This window comes from Variovorax sp. GW822-FHT04E09, assembly GCF_058800845.1.
In genome coordinates, this window is the sequence record NZ_JBXAMR010000002.1 from 966,987 (window position 1) to 984,786 (window position 17,800).

The 17,800-nt window shown below is 69.6% G+C and carries 7 protein-coding genes; 3 read left to right on the top strand and 4 right to left on the bottom strand.

Annotation, left to right across the window (positions count from 1 at the left end):
* Positions 1-33: 33 nt before the first annotated feature.
* Positions 34-933 (bottom strand): LysR family transcriptional regulator, encoded by a 900-nt coding sequence (locus tag AC1RL8_RS11915; RefSeq protein ID WP_492685424.1) that lies wholly within the window; start codon positions 931-933, stop codon positions 34-36.
* 100 nt (positions 934-1,033) lie between these two features.
* Between AC1RL8_RS11915 and AC1RL8_RS11920 the strand changes: the two genes are divergently transcribed.
* Both AC1RL8_RS11920 and AC1RL8_RS11925 read left to right on the top strand, forming a co-directional pair.
* Complete coding sequence (locus AC1RL8_RS11920) at positions 1,034-1,996, top strand: Bug family tripartite tricarboxylate transporter substrate binding protein (RefSeq protein WP_492685425.1); 963 nt, start codon at positions 1,034-1,036, stop codon at positions 1,994-1,996.
* A gap of 4 nt (positions 1,997-2,000) precedes the next feature.
* Positions 2,001-3,230 (top strand): CaiB/BaiF CoA transferase family protein, encoded by a 1,230-nt coding sequence (locus tag AC1RL8_RS11925; protein WP_492685426.1) that lies wholly within the window; start codon positions 2,001-2,003, stop codon positions 3,228-3,230.
* A gap of 220 nt (positions 3,231-3,450) precedes the next feature.
* Here the strand turns inward: AC1RL8_RS11925 and AC1RL8_RS11930 are convergent, their stop codons facing one another.
* The 3 genes from AC1RL8_RS11930 to AC1RL8_RS11940 are packed head-to-tail and all read right to left on the bottom strand — an operon-like array spanning position 3,451 to position 7,880.
* The gene (locus AC1RL8_RS11930; protein WP_492685427.1) at positions 3,451-5,808 is read right to left on the bottom strand and encodes a CHASE2 domain-containing protein; all 2,358 of its coding nucleotides are present in this window, start codon (positions 5,806-5,808) and stop codon (positions 3,451-3,453) included.
* Positions 5,809-5,823: 15 nt separating this feature from the next.
* Positions 5,824-7,134, bottom strand: coding sequence for a FecR family protein (locus tag AC1RL8_RS11935; protein ID WP_492685428.1), 1,311 nt, complete (start codon positions 7,132-7,134; stop codon positions 5,824-5,826).
* A complete protein-coding gene (locus AC1RL8_RS11940) occupies positions 7,134-7,880 on the bottom strand; it encodes a response regulator transcription factor (RefSeq protein WP_062474555.1) in 747 nt (248 codons plus the stop codon). Before AC1RL8_RS11940 ends, AC1RL8_RS11935 begins: the two co-directional genes overlap by 1 nt.
* Before the next feature lie 313 nt (positions 7,881-8,193).
* Between AC1RL8_RS11940 and AC1RL8_RS11945 the strand changes: the two genes are divergently transcribed.
* Entirely contained in the window at positions 8,194-17,796 is a 9,603-nt protein-coding gene (locus tag AC1RL8_RS11945; protein ID WP_492685429.1) for an ESPR-type extended signal peptide-containing protein, read from the top strand.
* Positions 17,797-17,800 lie beyond the last annotated feature (4 nt).

Below are 17,800 nucleotides of genomic sequence, written 5' to 3' on the forward strand. Positions count from 1 at the left end.
CACGCGGCGCGCCATGCCTTGCGCCTGCGGTCGTCAGCGCTCCTTGCGCAGGATGGCTTCCAGCGCCTCCATCGCTTGCGATGCCGAGGGGCTCAGGTAGCCGCCGGCGCGCCGCACGATGCCCACGCGGCGGGTCGATCGCCATCCGCCGACGGGGCTGACCGGCACGAACTGCGCCGCGACCGGCGGCTCTTTCAGGACCGAACGCGGCACGGGCATCAAGGCGCCCAGCGAGCGCACCAACGCCAGCTCGCGCTGGGACGAACGCGACGTGCCCACCGGCGCGGGCGGGTCGAGCCGGTGCGCGCGGAAGTTCGCTTCGAACTCGGTGTGCGTCGAGGTGCCGGGCGCCATGACGATCCACCGCGCCTGCGCGAGCTGGTCCCAGCCCACCTCGCGTCTGGTGCGTGCCAGCGGATGGCCGATCGGCGCCATGGGCAGCAACGGGTCGTCCCGCAGGCCTTCCCATGCCAGCGCGGCCGTCGGCTTCTTGTGCAGGCCGGTCAGGGCGAACTCCAGCTCGCCCATGGCGACGGCCCGCGTGAGCGAGTCGGAGTTGCCACCCGACAGGTCCACGCGGATCCCGCGCTCGATGAGCGCGGCCACCACCGGCAGCACCCAGCGGTCGGGAATGCCGTCGCCGACACCGCAGCGCAGCACGCCGGCGCGCGCCTGCCGCAGGTCGCGCAGTTCCGCATGCAGGTCGGTGGCGTCCAGGTCGATGCGCTGCGCTCGCTTCAGGAAGGCCTGGCCCAGCTCGGTGGGGCGCATGCCCCGGGCCAGCCGTTCGAACAGCTTGACCTTGGTGGCGCGCTCGAGCCGCGTCACGGCCTTGCTCAGGGTGCCCGGTGAAATGCCGAGGCAGGCCGAGGCATGGCTCAGGCCGCCTTCGCGCGCGATCACCACGGCCAGATGGAGGTCGTTCAAGTTCATGGTTTTCCAAAGTGGAAAAGGTCGCCACGGAATGTAGGTTGCTGCGCGCCGGGCGGCAACCTATCGTTCAGCCCGGACACCACCAGGAGACACACCCATCATGCTTCGCAGTTCTTTCTTCCTGGGCGCCCTGTGGGCCCTGGGGACTGCTTCGGCCTGCGCGCAAGCGGCCTATCCTTCGCGCCCCATCACGCTGGTGGTTCCGTTCGCCGCGGGCAGCGGCACCGACATCGGCGCGCGCGTGCTGGCCAAGGACCTGACGGACATCCTGAAGACGCCCGTCATCGTCGACAACAGGCAAGGCGCCAACGGCGCGCTGGGAACGGCGACCGCAGCGCGCGCGAAGCCCGACGGGTACACATTGCTGATCGGCTCGGCCACGACCAACGCCGTCAATTTCTCGTTCTTCCCGGCCAGGCTCGGCTATGAACCCGGGTCGTTCGAGATGGTGGCGGGCCTGGGCACCAGCCCGATCTCGCTGTACGTCGCGGCCAACGCCAAGTGGCGCAACCTGGCCGACCTGATGGCCTACGGCAAGGCCCATCCGAACGCGCTCAGGTGCGGCAGCGGCAACGCGGTGACGCAGGTGGCCTGCGAGATCTTTCGCAAGTCGGCGGGCATCGACGCCGTGACGGTTCCCTACAAGTCGAACCCGCAATCTCTGGCGGACCTGGCCGGCGGGCACATCGACTTCGCGTTTTCCGACGCGTCGGTGGCCAAGGTCTTCATCGACGGGAACAAGCTGAAGCCGCTGGCCGTGGCCGCCGCGCGGCGCTATCCGGCTACGCCGGAGGTCGGCACGTTCCGCGAACAAGGCATTGCCGATTTCGAGATCACCGGATGGACTGCCGTGTTCGTGCCCGCGGGCACGCCCGCGCCCATCGTCGAGACGCTGCATGCGGCCATCCGCAAGTCGTCGGCGTCGCCCGAGTCGGTGCAACTGCGCGCCAGCAGCGGAACGCAGCCACTGGCGTTCAATCTCGAAGAGGGCCGCCGCTTCGCCCGGGAAGAGATCGCCCGCTGGGCGCGCTATGTGAAGAACAGCGGCGTCAAGCCGGAGTGACGCGATGACATCGACCCCCACACCCCTGGCCGGCTTGCGCGTCATCGACTGGACCCATGTGCTGGCCGGCCCCTTCGCCGGCTACCAGCTCGGCCTGCTCGGCGCCGAGGTGATCCGCATCGAGCGCGCCGACGGCGACGACATGATTCGCGCCAAGGGCCTGGACGCCGAACTGACCGCCCTCGGACTGGGCGAGACCTTCGTGACGCAGGGCGCGGGCAAGCGCTCGCTGGCCATCGATGCGCGCGACCCGCGGGCCAAAGAGGCGCTGAGCGAACTGATCGGCGGCGCGGATGTGCTGCTGGAGAACTTCCGGCCCGGCAAGCTGGCGGCGCTCGGCTTCGATCCGCAGCAACTGATCGCGCGCCATCCGCAGCTGGTCGTCTGCTCGATCACCGGCTTCGGCCCCGCATCGGACCGGCGCGCCTACGACCACGTGATCCAGGCCGCGAGCGGGCTCATGGCGGCCAACGCCGACCGCGACGGCAAGCCGCAGCGCGTGGGTTTCCCGCTCGTCGACTACGCCGTGGGCCAGCAGGCGGCGCTGGCGGTGATGAGCGCGCTCTACCGGCGCGACCGGCCGAACGGCGAGGCACGCACGCGCGGCGAATGGCTCCAGGTGTCGATGATGGGCGCGGCGCTCACGCTGATGGCGCCCACCTACGCCGGGCCGCTGGTCAGTGGCATGGAGATGCCGCGCAGCGCATCGACCGCGTTTTCCGGCAGCCCGCTGTCGGGCACTTTCGAGGTGGCCGACGGCCAGCTGGCCATCGTCTGCAATGCGGCCGACCAGGCGAGGGGGCTGCTGAACGCGCTGCGCGAAACCGGCACGGCCGCCTCGCTGCTGTCGTCACTGCACGAGGCCGCCGAACTGCGCGATGTGCCGCGCGCGCAGGCGCTGCTGGGCCAGGCGCTGGGTGGAAGGAGCACGGCCGAATGGGATGCGCAGCTGACCCGCCACGGCGTGCCCGCCACGCCGGTGATGCGCCCCGCACAGGCGGCGGCACAAGTGGCGCGCGACTGGCCGCACGTGGAGCTTCCGTTGCCGAACGGCGCGCGACGGGTGCCGGTGCCAGGCATCGGCTTCACGTCCAGCGAGCCGCTGACACCTTCGCTGCGCGCGCCGGTGCGTCGCGGCGCGGACACCCGCCGCCTCCTGGCCGAAGCCGGGTTGGAGGCGCCGACCATCGCGGCCATGCTTGCCGACGGCGCGGCGAGCGAGCCCTCGGACTGAGCGCCGCGGTGGTTCCGCCGGTGCTGCGGCGCGTCCCGATTCGGCGCCGAAAGTGTGGCGAAAACGCCGAGAAAAATATTTCTCCAGGTTTTTCAGCGTCGCTGCCTGTTTCGCAGGCACCGTGTTGCAGGCCCCGCCAGGCAAGGGTTTCGCGCGCTGCGCACACGGTTTTCCACAACATTGTCCCCATCGGGATTGGAAAACCCGTCACTTCGATGTGCTAGGGGCGAGAACCGGGCAGGGGCAGCCGCAGCCAGACGGTCGTGCCGGCACCGGGCGTGCTGTCCGCGCCCAGGGTGCCGTTGTGTTTCTGGACCACCACGCGCACGACGGAAAAGCCCAGCCCCATGCGCCGCGTGCCCGTGCCTTTCGTCTCGCCGGGGGCGGCTTCCGGGGCGGTGGGCGCGCGCCGGCCGCGCGGCGCGTGGAGCAGGGCGTCGAGCTGTCCGGGCGTCATGCCCGAGCCCTGGTCGCTGACGGAAATCCGCACGCTGGCCGCGTCCGCGCCGTCGGCGCCGGGTTCGATGGCCATGCCCAATTCCACGCGGCGGCCGGACGGGCTGTGGCGGATGGCGTTGTTCAGCAGGTTGACGATGGCGCGGGTCAGCAAGGCCCCGTCGGCGCGCAGGATCGTGTCGCCGGCGTCGTCGTCGATGCGTGCTTCGACGCGCACGCCATGGGACTGCGCGTAGTGCCACACCTGGTCTCTGGCATCGAGCAGCACGGCGCCGACGTGCGTGTCCGCAAAGCGGTAGTCGTCCGATTCGGCGAGCGCGAAATCCATGAAGCCCTCGGCCATCGCGAGGGTGCGCTCGGCTTCGCGGCCGATGGCCGAACGCATGTCGGCATCGGCCGTGGGATGCATCGACAGGATGCTGAGGATCGTGACCTGCGGGCTGCGCAGGTCGTGCGACAGGAACTGGCGCCACTCGTCGCGCTGGCGCTGCGCTTCGCGCTCGGCCGTGAGCTCGGGCAGCATCACGACCCAGCCCCGGTCTTCGGGCGCGTCGCCGCTGAAGGCCGCGGCCTCCAGGCGGAACACGCGCGCGTCGGGGGTCGCGTACTCGCCCTGCAGCCGGTCGGTCCAGTGGGCGGCGTCCGTGCGGGGCGGCGCGCCGCTGGCGGGCGGCACGGCCAGCGGCGCGATCAGCTCGGGCAGGCGCACGCCGCGCAACGCGGGCGGTGCAATGCCATCGTCGTCGTCGTGCGATGGCATGGCACCGCCGCCCAGCAGCCGGAAGGCCGCGGCGTTGCCCGACCCGATGCGCCCCTCTTCGTCGCAGATCAGCATGGCCACGGGCATCGCCTGCATGGCCTTGTCCATGAGTTGCTGCATGCGCCGCAGGCGTGCAATGGCGCGGTCGAGCGCCTGCTTGGGATGCTCCGCCGGGTCGGCGGGCGCCGGCGAGCGGGCCGGCATGACTTCGAAGGTGCCGCCGGGGAGGGCGTCGAGCACCTGCGCGCGCTTGCGCAGGTAGACGAACTGCGATTCGAGACGGCGCCAGCTCCACAGCAGGTAGAGGATGGCCAGGCCGAGCATCGGCGCCACAGGCGGCAGCCAGTGGTGCCACGCCAGCATGGCGACGCCGCTGATCAGCAGGCACGCGCTCGCGAGGCCGGCGGCGATCGGCAGCGCGTGTCGGCCCCGCCGGACCAGCAGCCACAGCGCGAGCCACAGCGGCACCACCGTCCAGGCGGCGTGCCACAGCGGCGGCGACACGCTCACGTTGCGGCCGTGCATCAGGTTGTCGATGGCATTGGCATGCACCTCCACGCCGGGCAGCACGCCGCGGATGCCGGCGTTGGGCGTGAGCGTCTGGTCGCCGAGGCCGGGCGCGGTGGCGCCCACGAGCAACAGCTTGTCGCGCAGCAGCTCGGCGGGCACTTCGCCACGCAGCACGCTCACGTAGGGCACGGTGCGGTAGCTGCCGCGCGGGCCGGCGAACAGCAGGCGCAGCGGGCTCTGGCGCAACCAGTCGACCGGCGTCGCCTCGGGGTCGACCACGGCCGGCGGGACGCGCTGCGCCATCAACGCGCCCACGTAGGGCTGCAGCTGGTTCGGATAGCCCTCCAGCAGGTACAGCGTGCGCGCCACGCCGTCGGTGTCGGGCGCGAGGCCGGCATGCCCCACGCCGCGGGCCTGGGCGGCAAAGTCCGGCAGCGGCGGCAGGAAGCCCGGCCATTCGTGGCTCGTGAAGGCCAGGGGGCTCGCGTGCAGCAGCGGCAGGTACACGGGCAGCAGGCCCATGGCCCGCGCCAGGTGCGCGTCTTCGCGCGGGTCGGCGCTCGGCTCGGTCAGGAAGAGATCGAGCAGCACCGCACGCGGCGCCGCCGGGGCGAGCCGTTCGAGCAGGCGCGCGTGGGTCGCGCGGCTCCAGGGCCAGCGCCCGAGTTCGCGCAGGCTGTGCTCGTCGATGGCGATGATCAGGATGTCGGCCGACGCCCGGTGCGAGGCCAGGATCAGCAGGCGATCGTGGATGTACGCATCCATCTGCAGCAGGCCCGGGCGGTGCGCCAGGCCGAGCATGGCCAGCGGCAGCAGCAGCGCCATCAGCAGGCGTTCGACGACGAGGCGCATGCGCGTGGCCCCGCTTCAGCGCACCGGGATGTCGAAGCTTCCGCCGAAACCGGTCGCTGCGGACGCAGCACCGTCGGGGGTGGCCTGGCGCGCACGCCAGTGGTAGCGCCCGCCGAGCGCGAAGGGGCCGACCGTCATGCCGGTGGCGTAGACCGCGGGCTCGTTGACCAGCAACACGGCGAAGTCGGGGCTGCGCGAGAGTTCGAAGGTGTAGCGCTGGCCCGCGATGCCCGGCCAGCGGACCTCCACGCGCCCGTCGGGCAGTGCGGTCGACGTGCTCTGGCCGCCCGCGCCGCCTTCGACCGTGGGCAGGTAGACCGTGCCGTCGCCCGGCAGCCCTTCGAGCCGGGCGGCATCGAAGGCCGTGAGGCGCAGCTGGTACAGGCCCGATGGCAGTTCCGCCGGCACCGTGAAGGAAGGTCTTGGGCCGCGTTGTTCGTACACCGGCAGCAGGAAGCGCTCGTCGCGCGCCAATTGCAGGCGGTAGGTTTGCGCGCCCGCAACGGGCGTGAAGCGGAACGTGCGGTCGTTGCGCGCCGTCGTTTCGGGCACCAGCTGGGGCGCCGGCAGCAGGCCCTGCGCTTGCGACGGGCCGCTCTCCAGCAGCACCGCGCCGCGGCCTTCGCGCAGCACGAGCGGCGGTTCGGCCTGCGCGGTGCGCTGCACCACCACTTCGCCCGAAATCACTTCGCCGGTCAGCACGCCGTCTTCGTCGCGCACGCGAAAGTGGGTGCCGCGCACGCCCAGGCCCATCGACCGCGCGCGGATCTCGAACTGCTGGTTCGGCTGCTGCTTGTGCACCTGCGATTCGACGCGGCCTTCGATGAGCCGCAGCCGCACGGTATTGGCATCGATGGCCAGCACCTCCAGCGCGCTGCGCGAGGGCAGCACGACGCGGCTGCCGCCCGCCACCCCGAGGGTCACGAAGGCATCCGTGCCGGTGATGAGCGTGTCGCCGGCCTGGATCGGCAGGCCGGGCGTGAGGACCTGTTCAGGCACACCCGCGCGCTTGCGCGAGGCCCGACCCTCGACCGCGGTGACCACCGCCGCGCCCTCGGGCACAAGCCGGCCATCGGCAAAGTACAGCACCGTGCCCGGCTGCAGCAGGCGCGGCTCGCCCACCTGGTTGCGTTGCTGCACTTCGGGCCAGCGCAGCGGCGTGTCCAGCTGCTGGCCCGAGATGCCCCACAGGGTTTCGCCGGGCTTCACCACGTGCGGCGACTGCGCGCCCGCCGCCGTGGCGACGAGCAGCGCGGCGCAGGCCAGGAGGCGGTGCGGGCGGAACGGGCGGAACGGGCGGAACGGGGTTGGGTGCGTCGTCGCCATCAGGAATCCGCCTGCGGTGCGTGTTGCGTGGCCTCGAGCCGGTAGCCGCGGCCGTACACCGTGCGCAGGCTCAGTCCGCTTTCGGCTTCGAGGCCGAGCTTGCTGCGCAGCCGGTAGATGTGGCTGTCCAGCGTGCGCGAAGGCAGTTCTTCGTTGCTGTAGCCGGCGCTTTCGAGCAGATGCGCGCGCGACACCGTGTCGCCCATGTGCTGGAACAGCGTCAGCGCGAGCTTGAATTCGCGGTCGGTGAGGGCGTGCCGCTGCGGCGCGGCGTCGTCGCCCGGGGCCGGGTGGATCAGGACGCTTTGCGACACCCGTTCGAACTCCCAGCGGCCGAAGCGCTCGCCGTCGGACGGCGCCAGCGGCACGCGCCGGGCCATCAGGCGTTGCACGCGGGCGCGCAGTTCGAGCGGTCGGAAGGGTTTGACGATGTAGTCGTCGGCGCCGAGGTTCAGCGCCTGCACCACGTCGTGCTCGGAAGCGCGCGAACTCAGCATGAGCACCGGCACCTTGTCGGTCTGCCACTTGCGCAGCCACTGCAGCAATTCGACGCCGGCCAGGCCGGGCACGTTCCAGTCGAGCACCAGCAGATCGAAGCTTTCGCGCCGCAGTGCCTGTTGCAAGGTCGACCCGTTCGAAAACGTGATGCACGTCACATTCGTCTCGCCAATTGTTAACAGCTGCTCGAGTGTCCGCACGAGATGCGAGAGCTGGTTCGGGTCGTCTTCAAGGATGGCGATGCGCATGGACTCCAGGGGTGGCGGCGGCAATTTTGACAGTGAATCCACACCCGAAATCTGACGAATTCCGTAGCGTGAACGTTAGCAACATTGTTGGCGATGGTTATGAAGTAGTAAAGAAATTCACAAATGCAGACTAAAGCTGGCTGCAAATCTGACCAAACCTCACGCTGGCCCTTCGACCCTCGAAGGCCCTCGACATCATCCGCCCCCTGTAGCGCCACCCGGCGCTCCGATCACTCCACATCTCCGGTCATCTCCGCTCGCCATGTCGCGATCCTGCGGGGTACAGCCGGCTTGCATCCGAGGAACAGGGGAAATGAACAAGTCTTATCGATCCATCTGGAATGAGGCGCTGGGCGCTTGGGTTGCCGCGTCGGAAACGACGCGGGCGCGCGGCAAGCGTGGCAGCGTGGTGCGCGCGGTTGTCACGGCCGGTGTGGTGGGCGCGGCACTGCTGGGCGGTGGCCAGGCGGGGTCGCAGACGATGATCAACGAAGCCGTCCCCACGGGGCACCCGGGCCCTGACGCGGTGCCGGGAGCCATCCTCGACATCAACTCGTACACCCGCGGCGTGATGATGCCGCGCGTGGCGCTCACCGACGCCACCACCTGGGGCCTGCCTGGCGGCGTGCCGGCCGACGGGATGATGCTCTTCAACACCACGCCCGGCACCACCACCAACGGCCTCACGCAAGGCCTGGTGACCTGGAAGGGCGGGCGCTGGGTGAGCGTCGACGAGACGCCGTACCTGCATGTGAATTCGACGGCTGTCGGCAATTCGACCCAGGCCAACTCGGGCGCCATCGGCGTCAACAGCGTGGCGATCGGCCCCGATGCCAAGGCGCTCGCGAACGACACCGTGGCCATGGGCAACGGCGCCGAGGCGCACAAGCTCGGCGACATCGCCATCGGCCGCGCCGCCATTGCGAGCGGTGGCGATCGCCTGACCGGACCGACCGAGAACTGGAGTTCCGTGGCGGTGGGCACCTATGCCTCCGCGACCGAAGGCAACTCCGTGGCCCTGGGGGGCTCGGCGAAGGCCGAGGGACGCGGCACGGCGCTGGGTTCGCGCGCCGAAGCCGGCTACGACACCGTCGCGATCGGCACGTTCGCGGGCACGGGCCGCCCCGCCAAGGCCGACCCCAACGATTTCAGCAACTCGCTCAACACCTTTGTCGGCAGCGGCTCGGGTGCGAGCGGCAATGGCGCCCGCAATTCCTACGTTGGCAACCAGGCGGGCCTTGTGGTGCAGGGCGACGAGAACGCCGGCATGGGCTACGGCGCGGGCGGGCTGTCGAGCGGCAACCGCAACGTCGCGGTGGGCCAGCGCGCCGGCCAGTTCGTGACGGGCGACCAGAACATCAACCAGGGCACGATGGCGGGCTTGCAGTCCAAGGGCAGCAACAACATCGCGCTCGGCACCCTCGCCAGCGCCAACCTGGCGCTGGCCGCGCAGGACCCGAATGCCCCGATCTCCCAGGCCGCTGTGCAGGCGGCGAGCCTGGCGGCGCAGACCGAATACATGGGCTTTCTGGCCACGCGCGGCGTGACCGAAGCCGGCCTGGCCGACGGCACCTACACCCTGGACGCCAGCGGCAACGTCGTCGAGGCCAGCAGCGGCAACGTGCTGGTCACCGCCGCCGAGCTGCAGACCTCGGTCACCCAGGCGTTCCAGCGCAACGGTGTGGCCGGCATCGACGCCAGCCGCACGACGGCCATCGGCCACCTGTCGCGCGCCACCGGCGACGACGCCGTGGCGCTGGGCTCGTCGGCGGTCGCCGGCGACAAGGCCGCCGTGGCCATCGGCAACGCGAGCAAGGCTTTCGGTGTGTCCAGCGTGGCGGTGGGCGACAGCGCCTTTGCGAAGGGCGAAGCCTCCATTGCCATGGGCAAGGGTGCCCAGGCCAACGGCACGCAGTCGATCAGCATCGGCACGGGCAACGTCGTCAACGGCAACAACAGCGGCGCCATCGGCGACCCGAGCACGATCGACGGCGCCAACAGCTACAGCGTGGGCAACAACAACACGTTGGGCGCTGCGGCGAACAACACCTTCGTGCTGGGCAACAACGTCAACGTCAACGTGGCCAACGCGACTGCGCTGGGCGACTCGACCAGCGTGACGGTGGCTGACGGCGCTGCGTTGGGCAGCAAGTCGGTGGCGAGCACGGACAAGGGCGTGGCGGGCTTCGACCCGGCCGCGGGCAAGGCCTCGACGGACACCTCGGCCACGTGGAAGAGCACGTTGGGCGCGGTGAGCGTCGGCGGCAACGGCCAGACGCGGCAGATCACGAACGTGGCAGCGGGCACGCAAGCCACCGACGCGGTGAACGTGGCGCAGCTGAAAGCGGGCCAGACGCACTACTACAGCGTGAACGACAACGGCGTGCAGGGCGGCAACTACGCCAACGACGGCGCCACCGGCATCAACGCACTGGCGGCGGGCGTGGGCGCCCAAGCCAACGGCGAGCGCAGCGTGTCCATCGGCTACCAGGCCGGCGTGGGCGCCAGCGCCGGCCTGGCCGGCCAGAACAACGTGGGCATCGGCACCGAAGCGGGTGGTGGTGTCGTGGGTTCCAGCAACACCGCCGTGGGTTCCGCTGCGGGCAAGGACGTGGCCGGCAGCTCGAACGCGGCGTTCGGCATCGCGGCGGGCCAAGGCGTCCAGGGCGACTACAACCTCGCGATGGGCGTCTACAGCGGCATCGGGACCAAGGGCACCTACAACACCGCGATCGGCGGCAGCGCGGGCCAGGCCGTGAACGGCAACGACAACATCGCCATGGGCGACCTGTCGGGCTCCTCCGTCGTCGGCGACACGAACGTCGGCATCGGCGCGGCGGCGGGCGCCGGCACCAAGGGCAACAGCAACATCGCCATCGGCACCCTGGCGGGCGTGGTCGATCCCGCGACGTTGAGTGGCATCACCGCCGACAACACGGTGAGCATCGGCAACAGCGCCGTGGCCAGCAAGAACGACGGCGTTGCCATCGGCCGCCAGGCGCAGGCCAGTGCGGCCAACGGTGTCGCGCTCGGCGCGGATTCGAAGGCGACGCAGGACGCAACCGCACTGGCGCTCAAGAACGCCTATGTGCCGGCAGGCGCGACGGCCGTGGCCGGCACCGCGCCGGTGGGCGAGGTGTCGGTGGGCAGCGCGGGCAAGGAGCGGCGCATCACCAACGTGGCGGCGGGCTCGGACGATACGGATGCCGTCAACGTGAGCCAGCTCAAGGGCGCGCAGACGCACTACTACAGCGTGAACGACAACGGCACGCAGGGCGGCAACTACGACAACAAGGGCGCGACCGGCATCAATGCGATCGCGGCAGGCGTGGATGCCGTGGCCGCGGGCGTGGGCACCGTGGCGGTCGGCAACATGGCCGGCTCGGGCAGCACGGCGGCTGGCAACTCGCACAACACCTTCGTCGGGTACGCCGCGGGCCGGCAGGTTGCGGGAGCGGACAACACGGCCGTCGGCAACAGCGCCGGTGTGTCGGTGACGGGCGGGAACAACACCGCGCTCGGGTTGAGCGCGGGCGCCCGCGTCACCGGTGACTCCAACATTGGCATCGGCGTGAATGGCGGGGCGGTCACGACCGGTTTCTCCAACGTGGGCATCGGAAGTTCCGCGGGGCAGGGCACCAACGGCGCCTTCAACGTGGCGCTGGGCGGTCTTTCCGGCGGCGGGGTCCAGGGCAGCGCCAACGTCGCGATCGGCTTGAACGCAGGCGAGAACATCAGCGCCAGCAACACCGTTGCCATCGGCACCCGTGCCAAGGCCACGGGCGACAGCGGCGTCAGCATCGGCACCGATGCCAGCGCCACCTACGCGAACGCGGTGGCGCTCGGTGCCAACAGCACCACGGCCACGGACCTGGCGACGTTGAACGCGAACGCGGCCTACGTGCCGCCGGGCGCAACGTCGGTCGCCGGAGCGGTGCCGGTGGGCGAAGTGTCGGTAGGCGGCGTGGGTGCCGAGCGGCGCATCACCAACGTGGCGGCCGGCGCGGTCGATACGGATGCGGTGAACGTGAGCCAGCTCAAGGCCGTCGATGCGACCGCCAACGCGGGTTGGAACGTGGCGGCCAACGGCGAAGCCACGGGGGGCAACGTCGCACCGGGCGCCAAGGTCGACTTCAGCAACTCGGACAGCAACATCGCGATCACGCGCACCGGCACGGATCTCGACTTCAAGCTCGCTGACGATGTGAAGGTCAACAACAGTGTGACGGTGGGCCAGAGCGTGCTGAACACCACGGGCCTGACCGTGAACGACGGCGCGGGCAACGTCACGACAACGTCGGCGACAGGCACCACCGTGACCAACGGCGCGACCACGACGGCGATGGCTGCCGGTGGCGTGACCAGCGGAACGGTCAACCTGAGTGGCGTGACGAACGACATCCAGGGGCTGAGCAACAAGACGCTGACCGATCCGAGCTTCGCGACGGTGGGCCGTGCAGCGACTGAAGAGCAGCTCAAGATCGTCAATGACACGGCCAGCGCAGGTTGGAACGTGGCGGCCAACGGCGAGGCCACGGGTGGCAATGTGGCGACTGGCGGCAAGGTGGACTTCAGTAACTCCGACAGCAACGTCACGATCACCCGCAGCGGTACGAACCTTGACTTCAAGCTCGCTGACGACGTGAAGGTCAACAACAGCGTGACGGTGGGCCAGAGCGTTCTCAACACCACGGGTCTGACGGTCAACAACGGCACGACCACCACCGCGGTTGCGGCAGGCGGCGTGACCAGCGGGACGGTCAACCTGAGTGGCGTGACCAACGACATCCAGGGTTTGAGCAACAAGACGCTGACTGATCCAAGCTTTGCGACGGTGGGCCGTGGGGCTACGGAAGAACAGCTCAAGATCGTCAATGACACGGCCAGCGCAGGCTGGAACGTGGCGGCGAACGGTGAGGCCACGGGTGGCAATGTGGCGCCTGGCGGCAAGGTCGACTTCAGCAACTCCGACAGCAACGTCAGGATCACCCGCAGCGGTACGAACCTCGACTTCAAGCTCGCTGACGACGTGAAGGTCAACAACAGCGTGACCGTGGGCCAGAGCGTGCTGAACACCACCGGTCTGACGGTCAACAACGGAACGACCACCACCGCGGTCGCGGCAGGCGGCGTGACCAGTGGCTCGGTCAACCTGAGCGGCGTGACCAACGACATCCAAGGCCTGAGCAACAAGACGCTGACCGACCCGAGCTTTGCGACCGTGGGCCGTGGGGCCACGGAAGAACAGCTCAAGATCGTCAATGACACGGCCAGCGCAGGCTGGAACGTGGCGGCGAACGGCGAAGCCTCGGGAGGCAACGTCGCACCGGGCGGCAAGGTGGACTTCAGCAATTCGGACAGCAATATCGCGATCACGCGAAGCGGTACGAACCTCGACTTCAAGCTGGCAGATGACGTGAAGGTCAACAACAGTGTGACCGTGGGCCAGAGCGTGCTGAACACGACGGGCCTGACGGTGAACGACGGCGCGGGCAATGTCACGACGACGTCGGCGACAGGCACGACCGTGACCAACGGCGCGACCACGACGGCGATGGCTGCCGGTGGCGTGACCAGTGGAACGGTCAGCCTGAGCGGCGTGACCAACGACATCCAAGGGCTGAGCAACAAGACGTTGACCGACCCGAGCTTCGCGACGGTGGGCCGCGCAGCGACTGAAGAGCAGCTCAAGATCGTCAACGACACGGCCAGCGCAGGCTGGAACGTGGCAGCGAACGGTGAGGCCACGGGCGGCAATGTGGCGCCTGGCGGCAAGGTGGACTTCAGCAACTCCGACAGCAACATCGCGATCACCCGCACGGGCACGAGTCTCGACTTCAAGCTGGCGGACGACGTCAAGGTCAACAACAGCGTGACCGTGGGCCAGAGCGTGCTCAACACCACGGGCCTGACTGTGAACAACGGCACCACGACCACGGCGGTTGCCGCCGGCGGCGTGACCAGCGGCAGCGTGAACCTCAGCGGTGTCACCAACGACATCCAGGGTCTCAGCAACACGACATTGACCGACCCGAGCTTTGCGACGGTGGGCCGTGCGGCCACCGAAGAGCAACTGAAGAAGGTCAACGACACCGCCGGCGCAGGCTGGAATGTCGCGGCCAACGGCGAGGCCACGGGCGGCAACGTTGCGCCGGGCGGCAAGGTGGACTTCAGCAACTCGGACAGCAACATCGCGATCACGCGCACCGGCACGAACCTCGACTTCAAGCTGGCGGACAACGTCAAGGTCAACAACAGCGTGACCGTGGGTCAGAGCGTGCTCAACACCACCGGCCTGACGGTCAACAACGGCACCACGACCACTGCGGTGGCCGCAGGCGGCGTGACCAGCGGCAGCGTGAACCTCAGCGGTGTCACCAACGACATCAAGGGTCTCAGCAACACGACGCTGACCGATCCGAGCTTCGCGACGGTGGGGCGTGCGGCCACTGAAGAGCAGCTGAAGAAGGTCAACGACACCGCCAGCGCAGGCTGGAATGTCGCGGCCAACGGCGAAGCCACGGGCGGCAACGTCGCGCCTGGCGGCAAGGTCGACTTCAGCAATTCGGACAGCAACATCGCGATCACCCGCAGCGGTACGAACCTCGACTTCAAGCTGGCTGACGATGTGAAGGTCAACAACAGCGTGACGGTGGGACAGAGCGTGCTCAACACCACGGGTCTGACGGTGAACGATGGCACGACCACCACGGCTGTTGCAGCCGGCGGCGTCACCAGCGGCACCGTCAAGCTCAGCGGCGTCAGCAATGACATCCAAGGCCTGAGCAACAAGACACTGACCGACCCGAGCTTCGCGACCGTGGGCCGCGGGGCCACGGAAGAACAGCTCAAGATCGTCAACGACACGGCCAGCGCGGGTTGGAATGTCGCAGCCAACGGCGAAGCCACGGGCGGCAACGTCGCACCGGGTGGCAAGGTCGACTTCAGCAACTCGGACAGCAATATCGCCATCACGCGCACCGGCACTAACCTCGACTTCAAGCTGGCCAACGACGTGAAAGTCAACAACAGCGTGACCGTGGGCCAGAGCGTGCTCAACACCACGGGCCTGGCCGTGAACGACGGCACGACCACCACGGCCGTCGCGGCGGGTGGCGTCACCAGCGGCACCGTCAAGCTCAGCGGCGTCAGCAATGACATCCAGGGCCTGAGCAACAAGACGCTGACCGACCCGAGCTTCGCGACTGTGGGCCGTGCTGCGACGGAAGAGCAACTGAAGCAGGTCAACGACACGGCCAGCGCAGGCTGGAATGTCGCAGCCAATGGCGAAGCCACCGGCGGCAATGTCGCTCCAGGCGGCAAGGTCGACTTCAGCAACTCGGACAGCAACATCGCGATCACGCGCACCGGCACGAACCTCGACTTCAAGCTCGCCGACGACGTGAAGGTCAACAACAGCGTGACCGTGGGCCAGAGCGTGCTGAACACCACGGGCCTGACGGTGAACAACGGCACGACCACCACGGCCGTCGCGGCGGGTGGCGTGACCAGCGGCACCGTCAAGCTCAGCGGTGTCAGCAACGACATCCAGGGCCTGAGCAACAAGACGCTGACCGACCCGAGCTTCGCGACCGTGGGCCGCGCGGCCACCGAAGAGCAGCTCAAGCTGGTCGACGCCACGGCCAGCAAGGGCTGGAACCTGAGCGCGAACGGCGAGGCAACCCCGCAGAACATCGCGCCCGGCGGCACGGCCAACTTCGCCAGTGGCGACAACATGGTCGTCACCCGCAACGGCAACACGCTGACCGTGGCCACGGCCAAGGACGTGAAGTTCGACAGCGTGACCACCGGCGACACGGTGATGAACAACGCCGGCGTGACCGTGGGCCCGAACGTCACCCTCGGCGCCACCGGCCTGACCATCGTCGGCGGTCCGAGCGTGACCACGGCGGGCGTCGACGCGGGCGGCAAGGTGATCACTAACGTGGCGCCTGGCGTGGCCGGCACCGATGCGGTGAACGTCAGCCAGCTCAAGGACACGGTCGCCGAGAGCAAGACCAAGTACTACAGCGTGAACTCGACTGGCGGCGGCAACGAGAACAACGACGGGGCCACGGGCGCCGACGCTATCGCCGCAGGCAAGGACGCGCAGGCAACGGCCGTCAACGCGGTGGCGATGGGCACGGCGGCGCAGGCCGCGGGCATCAGCGCCACGTCGATCGGCAATGCCGCCTGGGCGATGGGCGACCGCAGCACGGCGGTGGGCTACTTCTCGACGGCCGACGGCATCGACAGCGCGGCCTTTGGCGCCTGGGCGCGGGCTGCGGGCAACGGCAGCGTGGCCGCGGGCGCGGCCTCGAACGCCTCGGGCGTGGCAAGCGTCGCGATGGGCGCGGCGAGCGCCGCTGTCGGCGATGTGAGCGTGGCAGTGGGTGCAGGCAGCACGGCCACCGCGACGGGTGGTGCGGCATTGGGCGCAGGCTCGGTGGCAGACCGCGCAGCGGGCGTGAAGGGCTATGTGCCGCCGGAGGCGACCGCGGCACAAGCGGATGCCATCGCGGCCACCACCAGCACGACGGGGGCGGTGGGCGTGGGCGACGCCGCCCACGGCGTGTTCCGCCAGATCACCGGCGTGGCCGCCGGCTCCGCACCGAGCGACGCCGTGAACGTGGCGCAGCTGCAGGCGGTGGCCAGCCAGGCCGCGGCGGCGGGCAGCAAGTGGATCACCGGTTCGCCGACGACCTACGTGGCGCCCACGTCCACGGGCACCGACAGCACGGCGGTGGGCTCGGGCGCGGCCGTCAAGGCCGACCGGGGCGTGGCGATCGGCACGGGCGCCGTGGTCACGACGAAGAACAGCGTCGCGCTGGGCAACGACGCGACCACGGCGGAGGCCAAGCCCACTGAGAGCGTCACGCTCCAGGGCACGACCTACCAGTTCGCCGGCACCAAGCCGGTGGGCGTGGTCAGCGTCGGTTCGAAGGATGCCGAGCGCCAGCTCACCAACGTCGCGGCCGGCGAGATCAGCGCCACCAGCACCGACGCGGTGAACGGCAGCCAGCTGTACGCGACGAACCAGGCGATCAACAACATGACCACCGGTGGCGGCGGCATCAAGTACTTCCACGCCAACTCGAAGGCGGCCGACTCGAACGCCGCCGGCGCCGAGAGCGTGGCCATCGGCCCGAACGCGGTCGCGCTGGGCAACAACGCCATCGCCACCGGCAACAACGCACAGGCCAAGGCGGCCGGCAGCATCGCGCTGGGTGCCAACAGCACGGCCAGCACGGCCAACAGCGTGGCGCTGGGCGACGGCGCGGTGGCCAACCGCGCGGGCATGAACGGGCAGCGCGAGATGTTCTCGAACACCGTGGTGCAGTCGGCGCAGGGTGCGGTGTCGGTCGGTTCGGCCGGCAACGAACGCCAGATCACCAACGTGGCCGGCGGCACGCAGGCCACCGACGCGGTGAACGTGCGCCAGCTGCAGGCCGTGCAGCAAAGCGCGGTGCGCTACGACACGAACGTGGACGGCAGCGTCAACTACAACAGCGTGACCATGGGCAACGGCGCCTCCACCGGCCCGGTCACGGTGCAGAACGTGGCGCCGGGCGTGGCGCCCACCGACGCGGTCAACGTGCAGCAGCTGAACCAGGCCGGCGCCGCCGGCATGGCCTACACCGACGCGCGCACCAACGCGCTGGGCAACGAGCTGCGCAACACCGCCAAGAACGCCTATGCCGGCGTGGCCGCCGCCATGGCCGTGCAGATGCCGGGCACCTCGGTGCCGGGCAAGACGGTGATGCGCGTGGGCTACGGCACGTTCAAGGGCGAGAGCGCGGTGGGCATCAGCTTCCGCCGCACGGCCGAGAACAACGGCTGGAGCGTGACCGGCGGCGTGGGCATGAGCCGCGCCGGCGCCGCGGCCACGGTCGGTGCCGAGTGGGTCTTCAATTGAAGCG